Genomic DNA, 13,646 nt, shown 5'->3' on the forward strand with positions numbered 1-13,646 from the left:
AGATAGGCGGGTGGTTGCCCGTAGCTTGCAGGTCAGACAGCATCTTTTGCATGGCTGTCGAGTCGCGTTGAGACCTCTGCGGGGTCCGATTCGCCGAGGCCAAGATGCCGGGTTTCGCCGGCCCGTAGTGCTGCCAACAGGAAGATGACGGCCGCAATTGTTATGGCGATAGCAAGGCGCAGTGGAATATCGCTGACTTCGGGGCTGGTGGCTGTCACGATTGCCGGGGTGACACCACCTATGGCGAAGCCGATATTCCAACTCAAGCCGGTGCCGGTGGCTCGGATTTCGGTGGGGAAACGCTCATTGAGGAAGATCAGGGTGGGGGCCGACGCGGCCATAACAGACATGGCCATCACCGTCGCAATGACGGTGATCAGTACTACGGAGTAGGAATCCAAGGAAGCCATCCACAGGTACAGCACGGGCAATGCGATGACATTCGGGATGCCGAACCACAGGAAAACCGAGCGTCGTCCGATTCTGTCGCTGAGGTGTCCGCCCAGCACTCCACCTGCGATGACACCAAGATTGGCGATGACGAGGATGATGGCGGCGGTAGATTTGTCGATTCCCAGTTGCTTGCCGAAGAACGTAGGGAAGAAACCGACGGTGAGGTAGTAGGCGGTTGCTCCACCGGCCGCGAGCGCGATGTTGAGCAGAGTTGTCGCGCGGTAGCGGGGGCCGAAGATTTCTCGAACGGGTGACTTGCGTGCGATTGGGTCGGTCTGCTTCCCCTGCCACAGGGGTGATTCCTCGGTGCGCCGGTAGATGTAAAAACTGAATGCTGCTGTGAGAATGCCGGTGAAGAACATCACGCGCCACCCGTAAACACTGAAGTCCTCATCGGGGACGATGGCCGAGACGGTGAAGTAAACGATGGACGCGACCACTGCGCCTGCTCCGGCTCCACCTCCGGCGACCAACCCGGACATCAGTCCGCGGTGCTTAGGACTAACTGACTCGGTTCCGAGGGTATGGGTTGATGCGACAACACCACCGACGAAGACTCCTTGGATCATCCGCAGTACAAGGAAGATGATCGGGGCAGCGAATCCTATTGCTGCATAGGTGGGTACGGCTCCCATGAACGCCGTTGACAGTCCTACTCCGAGAATTGCAAACATCATCGCGTGCTTGCGGCCATTGCGATCGGCGTATGCGCCGAACAGTGCGGAGCCAAGCGGGCGGAAGAGAAGCGTCACTGCGAACGATGCGTAGACGAAGGTCAGCTGAAGAGTTTCGTTGTGAGAGGGAAACAGCAGCGGCCCGATGGTCGGTGCCAGATAGAGGATGATCGTTAGATCGTAGAGATCCATTGCCCATCCGGTGATCGATGCGATGCCGGCAGCGCGTACCTGCTTACGGCGGGCATTCGCTTGGTGATGTTCCAATTCAGCCTCCTGACCAAGTGCACATCACGACTGTGACGCGATGTGCGTCACGACTGTGACGTGAGCTGAACCATAATCGGATCGTTTCGCAATGAACAACATGCGTTCCTTATAGCGGAACAATTATTCCGCGCTATGTTCCGTTATGGTGAAACGATGACCGCATCGCGCGCATCCGACACCCTGGGTTCCGTCAACCGGGCGCTGTCACTCTTGGAGCTTTTGGCAGAGAACAACGGGCTGACTGTTACGCAGTTGGCGGATCGTCTCGGAATGGGCAAGGCAACCGCCTTTCGATTGGCCAAGACTCTGGTCGAGCGCGGGTGGGTAGAGAAGGACGAGGAACTTCGCTACCGTCTCGGCCCCGGGTTGATCAGTCTCGCGCCAGCTATACAGCTTGGTCAGGACGTTCGACACCGGCTCCGTCCGATGATGGACGAACTCCACGATGCGACCCAGGAAACGATCCATTTGACTGTTCTGCAGGGGCGCTACGTCACCTACGTTGAACAACTCGTGTCGCCGAAGCCTGTTCATTCGGTGAGAACTCTTGGCAGTCGGTCGCCGGCGCACTGCGTCTCACCCGGTTTGGCGCAACTCGCAGCTCTTCCTGATGATGCGCTCGACTGGATTCTTGCCGCACCCTTACAGCGGTACACGGAGCGTTCACTGATTGTTTCCACTGATGTGCGAACAGAACTTCAGCGTGTGCGCACTCGTGGCTATGCCGTGAATCGTGGATCTTTCCGCGCAGAGGTCGGCGGGGTCGGCGCCGCCGTGCTCGACGTACGCGGCAAACCGATTGCTGCGCTTTCGGTTTGCATGCCCATCTTTCGTATGCAGACAACTGATTTGGAAGAGATTGGTGCGCAGCTCATCGCCGCGGTCGCTGATGCTCATCGGAGCTTTAGAGTGTCCCAGATACCTTAAATGGCAAGGATTTTCGACCTTACTGGGTCGTGTTCCGTTGGGAGAAACGAATATTCATCCACTCCAATGTTCTTGCCCCAGATATTTTGCTAACCTCCGACTGTGGAGTCGGAAGATGAATCGTCCGGTGTTGTGAGCGCACGGAAGTTCAACAAGCACTTAGGTACAGGGAGTGAATTCAACGTTGGAATCGATGAATGGAATCGGAATACACCTAGGTCGTCGGTACGTGATCACGGGAGCAGGGTCAGGCATCGGCCGCGAAGTGGCGACGCTCTTGGGGTCCCAAGGAGCGAGATTAGCGCTGGCTGACTGCAATTTCACGCAAGTATCGGCAGTCGCCGACGAGATTCGTTCGGTAGGCGGCAATGCCGTCCCGCTTGCTGTGGATATCACCAACGAGTCGGACGTCGAGCGGATGTTGACTGAGGCTGAATCGGCGTTCGGTAGCTTGGACGGGGCCTTCAACAATGCTGGGATTGCCGCGGCAGGGTCCTACTCCTTCGGGACCGCGATCACGGACATTGATATTGCAGACTTCCGGTCGATGGTAGACGTCAACCTCATTGGGATGTTTCTGTGCCTCAAGCACGAGCTGAAATCCATGAACCGGCCCGGGGTGTCGATTGTGAACAACGCTTCCGCGGCAGGTCTGATCGGTATTACCAACGGTGCCCCATACGTGGCCGCCAAGCATGGCGCAGTTGGGTTGACCAAGGCGGCAGCTTTGGAAGGCGCTAGGAATGGGATTCGAGTGAACTCTGTGTGCCCAGGATTCGTGGAATCACCCATGTTGCTTGACCATGCAACAGAAGAAGGTAAAGAGAGCCGCCGTGCGATCACACCAATCGGACGTCTTGGTCAACCTTCAGAAGTTGCTGAACTTGTCGCATGGTTGCTCTCGCCGGTCTCATCCTTTATGACTGGCGCGAACATCCCCATCGACGGAGGCCTCAGCGTCGGCGCTCAGCGCTAATTTCACACTTGGGCACGGAACACGCTGCCGGAGTAGGTGTTTCCGGCCAGAGTTGGCCGACAGGATTAAGGCTACAGCAAATCCGATCCGATTGACGCGGACTTTGCGCCGACTTCGCGTGGATTGGTTTTTCACGCGGAGTCGGCGCGATAGTCGGCCCAGACCGATAGGTTTGCGTTGTCGCGGAGCATCGCACACAGCACGTTCAACCGTCGCCGTGCGAGCGCGAGAACAGTCTTTTTGTGCCGCTTCCCTTCAGATCGTTTGCGTGCGTAGTAGGTATGCGACGCGACGAAACTTCGAAGACTCAGCTGGGCGGTGAGATGGAACGCCCACAGCAGGCGACGATCGCATCATCGTGGAGGCCGCAGTCCGCTCATCCGACTGGAATCGCGGGGTGCCGGAGCCCATCTGGCAATACCGCTGGCAGATCTGCGGTGTCGAACGCGGTGAAGTCGCATCCGGGGGCGGCGTGCCCTGCTGTCCCCGGCTACGGGTCCCCGAAAGCCGAGCATCGAGTATCCCCGACCTCGACCCCGACGACGTGGGCTCGTGGACACCGTCAGCGAATCTCGTGTGGCCGGACGATCGTCCGTGAACTTTTCCTCCGAAATCGACTTCGATTCCACGCTCGTGGTCTGTAGCCGCGGCGCGACGATCGCGATCCTCGAGATCGCTGAGGTGAGATTCGAATTCAACGAGGTGCGCCCATGATGTTCGATCCTTATCGCGGAGCCGTCCCGTGGTGTGCCGAGTGCCGCATTTGGGGCTGGCGCGTTACCTTGCGTTCCGCAACGTGTGCGGTCGAGTACCTGGCCGATACATCTTTGGTGCGAAGCTGGCCAGTTATTCTGGGCTGCAATATTTTTGATTGCTTTTCGTGTCAGCTGCCGGCGATGGAATTTGGGCTCTGGCTGGTGTCGGTAGTTGAGGTGTGGGATCAGGCGGCAGAAATGGTGGCGACGGTTGATCCCGGTTGCGAGGTAATGACGGTGAGGGAAAAGAGTGCGAGGTACGCCTCGATTCCTGGGTAGGCGGACGCCCATATGGTCAGGTTGTCGTCGCATGCGCATGACGGGTGCGAGAGGTCGTTTTCACGGCGAATGCGATATGGCCAGAATAGCCTGCAGGAGCGCGCAACTGGATCTCTCGGCAGAGGGTGTGGCGATGTGGCAATGTCCGGTTGGTGATGTAGCTGACCATACCTCGGTCAGCTATCAGCCCCTGCCTTTTCGTGGCCTAATCGTTTGCGCCACATAGTGATCGAAGAGGAAACAATGTCGGCGATGCCTCCCGCGAGGACTGCGACGACTATCCAATTCCACGCCGAGGGGTGCTCGATTGCCTTGCGACGTATGGAGTCAATGTGCAGCGGAAACAAGACGGCGGCGACAGTAGCTGTCCACCGCTGTAGGAACTCGCGGTCGAGTATTCGCGACAACTTCGACATCCATACCCAGGCCTTTCCGTATCTGCGTTGTGCTGCTCGTCGAGCGCGGTCGGCAGCGGTGTCGTTCAAGGTTGATTCCGAACTTAGATGCTCTCTCTCCGACGTTCAGCGTGGCGGGGCGATTTGTGACGTCCTGCGACAGGTGGCGCGGTTCTCGCGATCGAGGTGGCTCGCGCTGTTGAGAGATGCAGGGCCTCTTGCGCCTGTGAAGGGTCGAACCGTGGTTATCGTGATGATTGGTCCTCAACCCTTGACGGACTGTTGGTCCCAGTCCGAATCGGAGAGGAGTGCAGGTGATTCTCCTGTGAATGCTGTTGCCGCAAAAGGATCTTCGGAGAGTGTGAACTTAAGCCAGGCTGTTAGATAGCCGCGGAAGCCTTCTCCGTCGGATGCCCAGTTATGCCCGACTCCACGAAGACGCCCCAGAGCTGCCTGCGTCGGTGAGGCGTTGTAGTAGTTGGATTGGGCGAGTGATGTGGAGACCGGGTCGTCTGCCCCTGCCATGAAAAATACCGGGACGCCAAGTCGGGTGACGTCGACTACGTCGATCGGTCTAGAGGCCCACCACGGATCGGGTAGATCGAGTACTGCGGTCGAACTGATCAAGCCTTCAGAGTGCGTCGCGGCGTTGATCGCGCCACCGGCGCCTTGAGAATGGCCTACTGACGCGATGCTTTCGACATTGATCGCATTGTGAAAGATGCTGTCCGGGTTGATATTTTCATCGACGACGTAGCGTGCGGCGGCGAGAATTTCCTGTCCGTCGCCGGTGACACTGCTGTCGGCAACGACGACGACGAACCCCCACGATGCAAGGTGGCGAAGTAGTGCTTCGTACTGTTCGAATGTTGCGTAGCTACCGTTTCCGAATGTAATCAGTGGGTGATGTTCGCCGTCGGTAGCGACATCGGATGGATAGAACAGTTGGTACCCGGTCACTGCGGTTGCGATGACCTCGTCCGCACCGGGCGCTGCATAGGTATCGGAAACTGTGCTGTCGGGCTGGGAGGGTGTTGCGGAGGTCTCCGTGGAAGTGGGGATGCCAGCGTAGGCTGCAGTCTCCAGTGCCGGTACGAAGGCGAATAGGGCAACCATTGGGGCGATCAGGCCGCGGGTAAGCGAGCTTCGCATTCAATGTTCCTTCGATTGTGGGGCGGGACTGCTGCTCGGTGGTGATGTTCCGCGCGTTGATCTTACAGTGGCCTATAGCAGCCATCGCTCTAGCATCCAGCTGGGTAAGTGAGCAGCAAACCTGGCCCTTCAGGGCCGGGTAGTTGATCCTGAGAACGACTGTTTTGCGGAACAATCTGGTCAGCGTGGTCGAACCGTACGGACCACCGACCTCGACAAGCTCCGCCAGTTCGAAGAACGTGTCGTGACCGTCCGGCTGGTCGAAGTCAGCCTTCATCCGATCCCCGGAAAGTTCGACTAGTACCACCTCAAAGAATGTGTAGCTGCGGTAGTTTCATTTTCGGTTGGACAATGTGGGGCAGGTTGCCGTTGGTAGGCGATCTGCCACCCAGTCGTTTCCGAAGCAATTCTTATGGTTGCTTTCGGACAGATGAACATTCTCCGATTAGCCGACAGAACAGACTCGGCGCCTCTACCCTCGGTTAATGGCCGAGCGACGGATCGTCAGGACAATGAGCAAGCTCGCACCGATCGTGATGGTTGCGGCCATCGCGTTGACTGCGCCGGGTCTCGCTGCGGCGGACGCGCCACGGGGTCCGGATGTGTCGTCCTGGCAGCATGTGAACGGGGTGGGGATCGACTGGTTCCAGGTCCGGGCATCGGGGCACCAGTTCGCGATGGTCAAGGCGACGGAATCGTTGAACTACGTCAATCCGTATTTCGTGGAGGATTTCCTGCGTATGCGCGTCGCTGGCGTTTCCCGCGGGGCGTATCACTATGCGGATGTGCGGCAGTCCCCTGAGGCGCAGGCGGCGTTCTTCGCGGGAGTCAACGTCGACGGTGATTTGCCGCCCGTTCTGGATCTCGAGGACGCGAAAGGTCTGCCTGCAGATCAGGTGATCGACTGGACTCACCGGTATCTGAATTCGGTTCAGTCGTTGACCGGGCGCCAGCCGATCATTTACACGTACCCCTATTTCTGGCGCACGCAGATGGGGAATACGACGGAGTTCAAGCACTACCCGTTGTGGATTGCCGATTACAACGGGCAAAATGCGCCCGGCCCGCTGCCTGGTGGTTGGTCCAATTGGACTTTCTGGCAGTACACGAATACCGGACGTATTCCCGGGATCGCCGGAGACACGGATATCAATGTCTATAACGAGACCCAGGGTGATTTCGGTCGATTCTCGAACAGCGTGAGATTCGGCAGCAGCTAGGTGTTGTGGGTATGGACGTTGCTGACGCGGGACTGAAGTAGACGGGCTGGTCCTCGGCGCGAGAATGGGAATTGCGAAATAGCCGTTCTCGACCAAGAAGGACCAGCCCTGTGACACACCGTAATGCTCCACTGACCGTCGAGGGAAGACGACGACTCGTAGAGCGGTGCCAGAGTCGTCCGATCGACCACGTCGCCGCCGAAATGGGCATCTCCCGCCAATGCGCCTCCACATGGGTAAACCGGTATCGCAAGCACGGTGACCTGGGATTACAGGACCGATCCAGCACACCGATCCACCAACCAACCGCCACAGCCGAGGAAGTCGTGGCCGAAATCGAATCCATGCGACGGACCCGGAAATGGTCGGCCTCGCGAATCACCTTCGAACTGCGCACCGACGGCATCATCATTGCTCGCCGAACGGTCACGAAAATCCTGCGAAACCTGGGATTGCGCCGGCGCCGGTTCTTCGACCCGAACAGCGAAACCAACCAAAAACCACAGGTTATCGTCGCGAAACGACCTGGTCAGATGGTGCACGTCGACATCAAGAAGGTCGGAAGAATCCCGGACGGCGGCGGTTGGCGTGCACACGGCCGTGGCTCCGACAAGGCCAAACGATCTCAGCGCCGGAAAACGAAGAACAAGCAGGCCCGCATCGGTTACACCTACCTGCACTCCGCGATCGACGGCAACACCCGTTTGGCGTACACCGAGGCACGCGATAACGAAACCGCGGCAACAGCCATCGATTTCATGCACAACGCCCGCGTCTTCTTCGCCGCACACGGCATCATCCGTATCGATCGCGTGATCACCGACAACGGATCATGTTATAGAGCAGCAGATTTCACGTCTTCACTGCGAGAAGCGCGGCACTATCGGATCAAGCCGTACACCCTTCAAATGCAACGGGAAAGTCGAACGCTACAACCGCATCCTCGCCGAAGAACTGCTCCACCGCCGCGCCGTCGTACGAGCGTCACCGCGGGTCTATCTCTAGCTCCTCTGTCAAGCGGCAGCAGTTTCGACGCCCGCAGTGAGGTCGGTTCGTAGGGCCGCGTAGACGACGTCCGAGAGCCGCCGTTTGAGCACACGCAATGCCTCCATGCCGCTGTCACCGCCGGCCTTGCGGCGTTCCATCATCTGTTTTGCTGGTTCGTGCCAGTGCGCCTGGGTCAGCGCGATCCGGTGCAGGGCCGCGTTGAGTTGGCGATTCCCGGTACGGCTGAGCCGGTGGCGCGCCCTGTTGGAGGACCAGACCGGCATCGGCGCGGTGCCGTTATGACGGGCGTAGGCGTCCTTGGATCGAAACCGATCGACCCCGGCGGTCTCACCAAGAATCTTGGCCGCAGTTATAGCTCCGCAACCAGGGATCGCGATCAAAGACGGCGCCATATCGGCTACCAACGTAGCGATTTCTGCGGTGAGCTCGTTGATCTGCTTGGTCAGTGCGCGGCACCGATCGAGCAGATCGCGGGCAAGTCGCACAACAGTTCCCGTAAACGGGTCCAGGTGTGCCGAAACCTTGTCCAGGATGGCAAGTCGATCCAGCGATCGGGCCTTCGGCTCCCAGGACGGGTCTAGTTCATGTAGATACCAGCGCAATCTATTGATCGCCCGAGTACGTTCTGCAACAAGGGATTCACGGTGATCGCCGAGTAACCGCACGTCGCGGTCAGGGCCATCCAATCGGGCCGTGGGAAGGTCGGGTTCCCGCTGAGCGGCCCGTGCGACGGCCAGCGCATCGATGGGATCGGACTTGCCGTAGGTGCGAGCCGAGTCACGGACGTGGGCCATCAACTTTGGTGGCACCCGCACGATCGACTGGCCCGCGGCGAGCAGGTCGCGTTCCAGCCTGCGCGACAGATGCCGGCAGTCTTCGATTGCCCAGAGCAGACCGTTGCCCTTGGCTAACTGCTCTGCCCAGGTCAGCAGTCCCAGATGCTCTTTTGTGGTCGTAGTGATCGTCTTCGATGCCAGCTGGCGACCGTTGGGATCGACCGCGACGATGGTGTGGGTGCGCTTGTGCGCATCGACTCCCAGAGTGATCATTGAACCGGTCTCCTTGTCCTTGAGGGGATCAGGGATCGGTCGGTGGGCACATCCCAGTCAGGGGCGATTCCACGCTCCTCTCAAGCCACGCCGACCGGTCCTTGGCATCCGGTAGGCCGCACTACAGATAATGGCCACCAACGGCAAGTAACAGGTGGAGCGAACCCGCCGGACCCCTCCAATCAAACACTGGCGCTAACGGTGTTTCGGCCGGTTTCCATCAGTAAGTTTCCGATCCCGGCCAACGATCAGCGAACGTGATCGCAAACGCATTCAGAGCAGGCTTCCACCTCATTGTCCATCGTGCCTGGCCCTTGCCTGTCGGGTCGAGTGAACGCGTCACCAGGTAGAGGCATTTCAGCGCGGCAGCCTCGGTAGGGAAATGGCCACGAGCTTTCACCGCCCTCCGATAACGGGCATTGAGGGATTCAATCGCGTTGGTGGAGCACAGGACTCGGCGTATCTCGATGTCGTAGTCGAGGAACGGGATGAACTCCTGCCAGGCATTGGTCCATAGTCGGATGATCGCCGGATACGTGTTGCCCCAATGTTCGGCGAGATCGTCGAATGCGGCCCGCGCTGCCGCCTCGGTCGGGGCGGTGTAGATCGGCTTGAGATCGTGTTTGAGCGCATCCCAGTCCTTGCGAGATGACAGCCGGAACGTGTTGCGGATCAAATGCACGATGCAGGTTTGGACTGTGGTGGCCGGCCACACGTGCTCGACCACCTCCGGTAGGCCTTTCAATCCGTCGCAGACCAGGAAGAACACGTCCCGGGTGCCCCGATTGCGGATATCGGTCAGCACGGACATCCAGAATTTTGCGCCCTCGCCGCCCGTTCCGGCCCACAATCCGAGCACGTCCCGGCTGCCGTCGAGACTGACACCGATCGCGGCGTAGATAGGCCGGTTCGCGACCTGCCCGTCTCGAACTTTGACGACGATCGCGTCGATGAAAATCGCCGCGTACACCTCGTCGAGTGGCCGGGCAGACCACTCCTGCATCTCCTCGAGCACCTTGTCGGTGATCCGCGAGATGGTTTCTTTCGAGACGGATGCGCCGTAGATTTCAGCGAAGTGAGCGGAGATCTCACCGGTCGTTAATCCTTTGGCGTACAACGACAACACGATCTCGTCGACCCCGTTGAGTCGTCGTTGGCGTTTCTTGACGATCTGCGGCTCGAACGTCCCTTCCCGGTCTCTCGGGACTTCGATCGGGACGTGGCCGGTGGCCTCGGTCAACACCGTTTTCGGCCGGGTTCCGTTGCGGATGTTCGTCGATTCCCGGTCCGGTGGGGCTTGGTTCTTGTCGTGGCCGAGGTGCTCGGTCATCTCTTCGTTCAGTGCGGTTTCGAGGACGGTTTTGGTGAACTGTTTGAGCAGCCCGTCCGGTCCGGTCAGCGACAGGCCCTGTTCTTTAGCGAGTCGCACCAGTTCCGTGGCCGCCGCAGCTTCTGCGGAGGGCTCGGTCCTCTTCTTCGTCACATCTTCCAGTGTCGTCATCTTGGCACCTCCTCGCTGAGCATTCACTCAGCTTGTCGGGCCGAAACACCGATTACTGGACAGTCCCGTCACCGCTACTCGAGCGAGATCATCGACCATTGTGTGTGGCTGTAGTTCCGGTTCACGCTGAGCTTCCGCGATGTGGAGGAGTTGATGCCCCAACATGGGGTGGTGGTCTCTTACGTGGTGCGCCAAGTTCGGGCAGGCCTACGCGAACCGGCTGCGTCGCCGCCGCGCCCGCCCCAGCGACTAGTGGTTCCTCGACGAACTCTCCGCCGAAGATCAACGGGGTTCAGCACTACCTGTGGCGTGCAGTCGACCAGGACGGCACGGTCCTGGACGTGCTGGTGTGGTCCCGCCGAAACGCCGAGGCGGACAAACGGTTTTTCCGGAAACTGCTCAAGGGGCTGGAGTTTGTGCCGCGCGTGATCGTGACAGACACACTCGGCAGCTACCAGGTCGCGCACGGTGAACTGATCCCCTCGGTGGAGGAGCATCGCCGTTTGCGGTATGTGAACAACCGCGTCGAAGTCAGTCATCAGCCGACCAGGTAGTGGGGGCGGGTGACGCGGCGGTTCGAATCGCATGGCCACGGGCAACGGTTCCTGTCGCCCCGGCGGGTGGCCCAGAGCAAGCACGCCGTCGTTGTCGGGTCAGCGATAGTCTTCGGTGTGGCGCATATTGCACCGCCCGTCGTTGTGTTGCAGTTCCTCATCGGTCTGTCCGCCGCGACGCTCGTCTATGTGCATCGGAAGCTGCGGGCTTCGTTGGCGCTGCATGTGGTTCAACACCGGGATCGTCACTCCATTTGTCATCACGTTGTTGTCACGACGGTGCTGTAGCTTCCTGCACACACCCACGTAAGAGCCGAGCGATTCTGCATCCGGTTGGGACGGCGCTGCCCGGCCGCGCACACGCATCACTGCTGCAGACCAACTTGTTGCGGCGAGCATGCGGACAGGCCCATCGGTGTCAGCTGACGGGAACCATCGTCTTCGACATTCAGTGCGCTCGACTTCTGACAAGTGCAGCCGAGTTCTGAATTTGACGTGAGGAGCGTCCTCGTAGGTGGAACGACCGCGGCCGGTCTTCCCCGGCGCCGGCGAGGACCACGACCTTTTCTCGCAGGTTTGCCGAAGTGCAAGTGTCGTCGCCCATTTCATGGCCTGTCGCGTGACGCACATCCCTTATTGCACCTGTCAGGCTTGACTTCGTCATTCATATCCATGAAAGTAGATACGTTCCGGTCGGTGGTAGGAGGTGGGTCAATGGATGCTTTGGCGATCTTCAAGGCGCTGTCCAACCCCACCCGACTGCAGATCATGGAGTGGCTGAAGTATCCAGCAAAGTACTTCGACGAGGATTCGTACACCCAGCAGGATCTCGGGTTCCATATCGGCGTCTGCGTCGGTGATATCCAGGCTCGATCCGGCCTTGCGCAGTCGGTGATCTCTGGGTATCTGCAGGCCATGAAGGACGTGGGCCTGCTCGAGTCCGACCGTGTCGGGAAGTGGACGTACTACCGGCGAAACGAAGCCGTGATCGGCGAGTTTCGGAAATTTGTTCGCGACGAACTGTGACAGTTCGTTTCCGTCGGCGGTCTTTATGTTGACAAGTTTTGGAGCAAACATATCTACATATCTAGATATTTATCTTTGAAGTGCCCGGTGTGGCACGGTGGGAGGAAATTGTCGTGAAGTCGAAATTGTTGATTCCGGTCCTGGCATTGGGCGTCTTCGGAATCATCACGACCGAGATGGGGATCATCGGGGTTCTGCCCCAGATCTCCGAGAAGTTCGGCATCAGCACATCCAGTGCGGGATGGTTGGTCGGTGTATTCGCACTTGTCGTGGCAGTGACGGGTCCGTTCATGACGCTCGTCGCGTCGGGAATCAACAGGAAAACCGTTCTGCTGGTGGCGATTGCGGTGTTCGCGGTATCCAATCTGGTTTACGCGACGACATCGAGTTTCGAGGTGATGTTCGCTTTCCGGATCATTCCCGCCGTCGCGCATCCGGTCTTCTTCGCGGTCGCACTTGCGAGTGCGGTTCGTTCGGTGCCGCCGGAGAAGGCCGCCGCTGCGACGACGAAGGTGTTTGCCGGTGTCACAGTCGGATTCGCCTTCGGTGTGCCGTTGACGTCGTATCTGGCCGAGAACTTCTCGGTGTCGACGGCGTTTGTCTTCGGTGCCGGAATCAACGTTCTCGCGTTCGTGGGAATCATGGCACTCCTGCCCTCGTCGCCGGTGACGCAACAGATGTCGTACGGTGCGCAGGTCGGGATCCTACGACGGCCGCGAGTGTGGTTGACGGTTATCTCGGTTATGTTCGTCTTTTCTGCCATGTTCTCGGTGTACGGCTATTTCGCCGAGTATCTCGGTGACGTGACGGGGATGAGTGGATCGTGGATCAGCGCGATGCTCTTGGCTTTCGGTGTTGTGATGATCTTCGGGAACTTCGTGTTCGGAGCGATGCTCGGGAAGAGCGTTGTACGAACGGTTGTAGCCTTTCCGGTTCTGTACGTCGTGGTGTACGTGCTGATTTATCTCGTGGGTCCGCACTCCGTCCCGATGATTGTCGGTGTGTTGATCTGGGGAGTGGTGCATTCGGGCGGGCTGGTCGTCTCGCAGAGTTGGATGGGAAGGGATGCCGTAGATGCACCTGAATTCGGCAACAGCTTGTTCATCTCGTTCTCCAATCTGGGGATCACGGTGGGGACGATGGTCGGCGGATGGTTTCTCGGACACCTGGGAACGCGTCAATTGGTTTGGGCCGGAGTGCTGTTCGCGGTACTCGGGCTGATGACAATCACCGCCCGGTTGGCGCTCGGAGGAGTTCACCGCGAAAGCGGTGCCAGAGTTCCGGTGTAGGTTTTCGACAGTGGTTGCGCGAACTCGCCGCGTGCGTTCGTCGCCAGAATGTTAGGCCACCCGGGGCAATCTGCGAGCATAGAACGTACCGGCTGGCCTACCTTTTCCTGGAAGCGGC

General features: G+C 59.1%; 12 protein-coding genes and 3 pseudogenes. 10 read left to right on the forward strand and 5 right to left on the reverse strand.

The features are described 5' to 3' along the window. Positions 1 to 32 precede the first annotated feature (32 nt). Positions 33 to 1,394: an MFS transporter gene (locus tag BDB13_RS30030; RefSeq protein WP_217902183.1), complete on the reverse strand. Its 1,362-nt coding sequence runs from the start codon at positions 1,392 to 1,394 to the stop codon at positions 33 to 35. 156 nt (positions 1,395 to 1,550) lie between these two features. Between BDB13_RS30030 and BDB13_RS30035 the strand changes: the two genes are divergently transcribed. Both BDB13_RS30035 and BDB13_RS30040 read left to right on the forward strand, forming a co-directional pair. Then, complete coding sequence (locus BDB13_RS30035) at positions 1,551 to 2,324, forward strand: IclR family transcriptional regulator (protein WP_176459807.1); 774 nt, start codon at positions 1,551 to 1,553, stop codon at positions 2,322 to 2,324. Positions 2,325 to 2,553: 229 nt separating this feature from the next. Next, positions 2,554 to 3,300: an SDR family NAD(P)-dependent oxidoreductase gene (locus tag BDB13_RS30040; RefSeq protein ID WP_176459808.1), complete on the forward strand. Its 747-nt coding sequence runs from the start codon at positions 2,554 to 2,556 to the stop codon at positions 3,298 to 3,300. Positions 3,301 to 3,431: 131 nt separating this feature from the next. Here the strand turns inward: BDB13_RS30040 and BDB13_RS33375 are convergent. After that, positions 3,432 to 3,772, reverse strand: a pseudogene (locus tag BDB13_RS33375) (hypothetical protein); the annotation flags it as partial. A gap of 80 nt (positions 3,773 to 3,852) precedes the next feature. On the opposite strand from BDB13_RS33375, the gene BDB13_RS32505 reads away from it, so the two are divergent. Both BDB13_RS32505 and BDB13_RS30045 read left to right on the forward strand, forming a co-directional pair. Continuing rightward, the gene (locus BDB13_RS32505) at positions 3,853 to 4,014 is read left to right on the forward strand and encodes a hypothetical protein (RefSeq protein WP_176459809.1); all 162 of its coding nucleotides are present in this window, start codon (positions 3,853 to 3,855) and stop codon (positions 4,012 to 4,014) included. Next, entirely contained in the window at positions 4,011 to 4,334 is a 324-nt protein-coding gene (locus BDB13_RS30045) for a hypothetical protein (protein ID WP_094275648.1), read from the forward strand. Before BDB13_RS32505 ends, BDB13_RS30045 begins: the two co-directional genes overlap by 4 nt. Positions 4,335 to 4,993: 659 nt before the next feature. On the opposite strand, the gene BDB13_RS30055 is transcribed toward BDB13_RS30045, so the two are convergent. After that, on the reverse strand, positions 4,994 to 5,881 hold the full coding sequence (locus BDB13_RS30055; RefSeq protein ID WP_094275650.1) for a poly(ethylene terephthalate) hydrolase family protein: 888 nt from the start codon (positions 5,879 to 5,881) through the stop codon (positions 4,994 to 4,996). Positions 5,882 to 6,366: 485 nt separating this feature from the next. Here BDB13_RS30055 and BDB13_RS30060 point away from each other — a divergent pair, with 485 nt between their 5' ends. Continuing rightward, a complete protein-coding gene (locus BDB13_RS30060; protein ID WP_094275651.1) occupies positions 6,367 to 7,101 on the forward strand; it encodes a glycoside hydrolase family 25 protein in 735 nt (244 codons plus the stop codon). Between the two features lie 110 nt (positions 7,102 to 7,211). Then, positions 7,212 to 8,070: pseudogene (locus tag BDB13_RS30065) on the forward strand (helix-turn-helix domain-containing protein); the annotation flags it as partial. Positions 8,071 to 8,114: 44 nt separating this feature from the next. Here BDB13_RS30065 and BDB13_RS30070 read toward each other — a convergent pair. Continuing rightward, positions 8,115 to 9,158 carry an IS110 family transposase gene (locus tag BDB13_RS30070; protein WP_094275652.1) on the reverse strand — a complete coding sequence of 348 codons (1,044 nt, stop codon included), beginning with the start codon at positions 9,156 to 9,158 and terminating at the stop codon, positions 8,115 to 8,117. 220 nt (positions 9,159 to 9,378) lie between these two features. Then, complete coding sequence (locus BDB13_RS30075) at positions 9,379 to 10,659, reverse strand: IS256 family transposase (protein WP_094275653.1); 1,281 nt, start codon at positions 10,657 to 10,659, stop codon at positions 9,379 to 9,381. A gap of 51 nt (positions 10,660 to 10,710) precedes the next feature. On the opposite strand from BDB13_RS30075, the pseudogene BDB13_RS30080 reads away from it, so the two are divergent. The 4 genes and pseudogenes from BDB13_RS30080 to BDB13_RS30095 all read left to right on the forward strand — a co-directional run. Continuing rightward, positions 10,711 to 11,210: pseudogene (locus BDB13_RS30080) on the forward strand (IS6 family transposase); the annotation flags it as partial. Positions 11,211 to 11,279: 69 nt separating this feature from the next. After that, entirely contained in the window at positions 11,280 to 11,501 is a 222-nt protein-coding gene (locus BDB13_RS30085) for a CPBP family glutamic-type intramembrane protease (RefSeq protein WP_176459811.1), read from the forward strand. Positions 11,502 to 11,927: 426 nt separating this feature from the next. Further along, on the forward strand, positions 11,928 to 12,239 hold the full coding sequence (locus tag BDB13_RS30090) for an ArsR/SmtB family transcription factor (protein ID WP_094275655.1): 312 nt from the start codon (positions 11,928 to 11,930) through the stop codon (positions 12,237 to 12,239). A gap of 113 nt (positions 12,240 to 12,352) precedes the next feature. After that, on the forward strand, positions 12,353 to 13,528 hold the full coding sequence (locus BDB13_RS30095) for an MFS transporter (protein WP_094275051.1): 1,176 nt from the start codon (positions 12,353 to 12,355) through the stop codon (positions 13,526 to 13,528). Positions 13,529 to 13,646: the final 118 nt, after the last annotated feature.

The sequence above is a fragment of the Rhodococcus sp. OK302 genome, from assembly GCF_002245895.1.
Taxonomy (GTDB): domain Bacteria; phylum Actinomycetota; class Actinomycetes; order Mycobacteriales; family Mycobacteriaceae; genus Rhodococcus_F.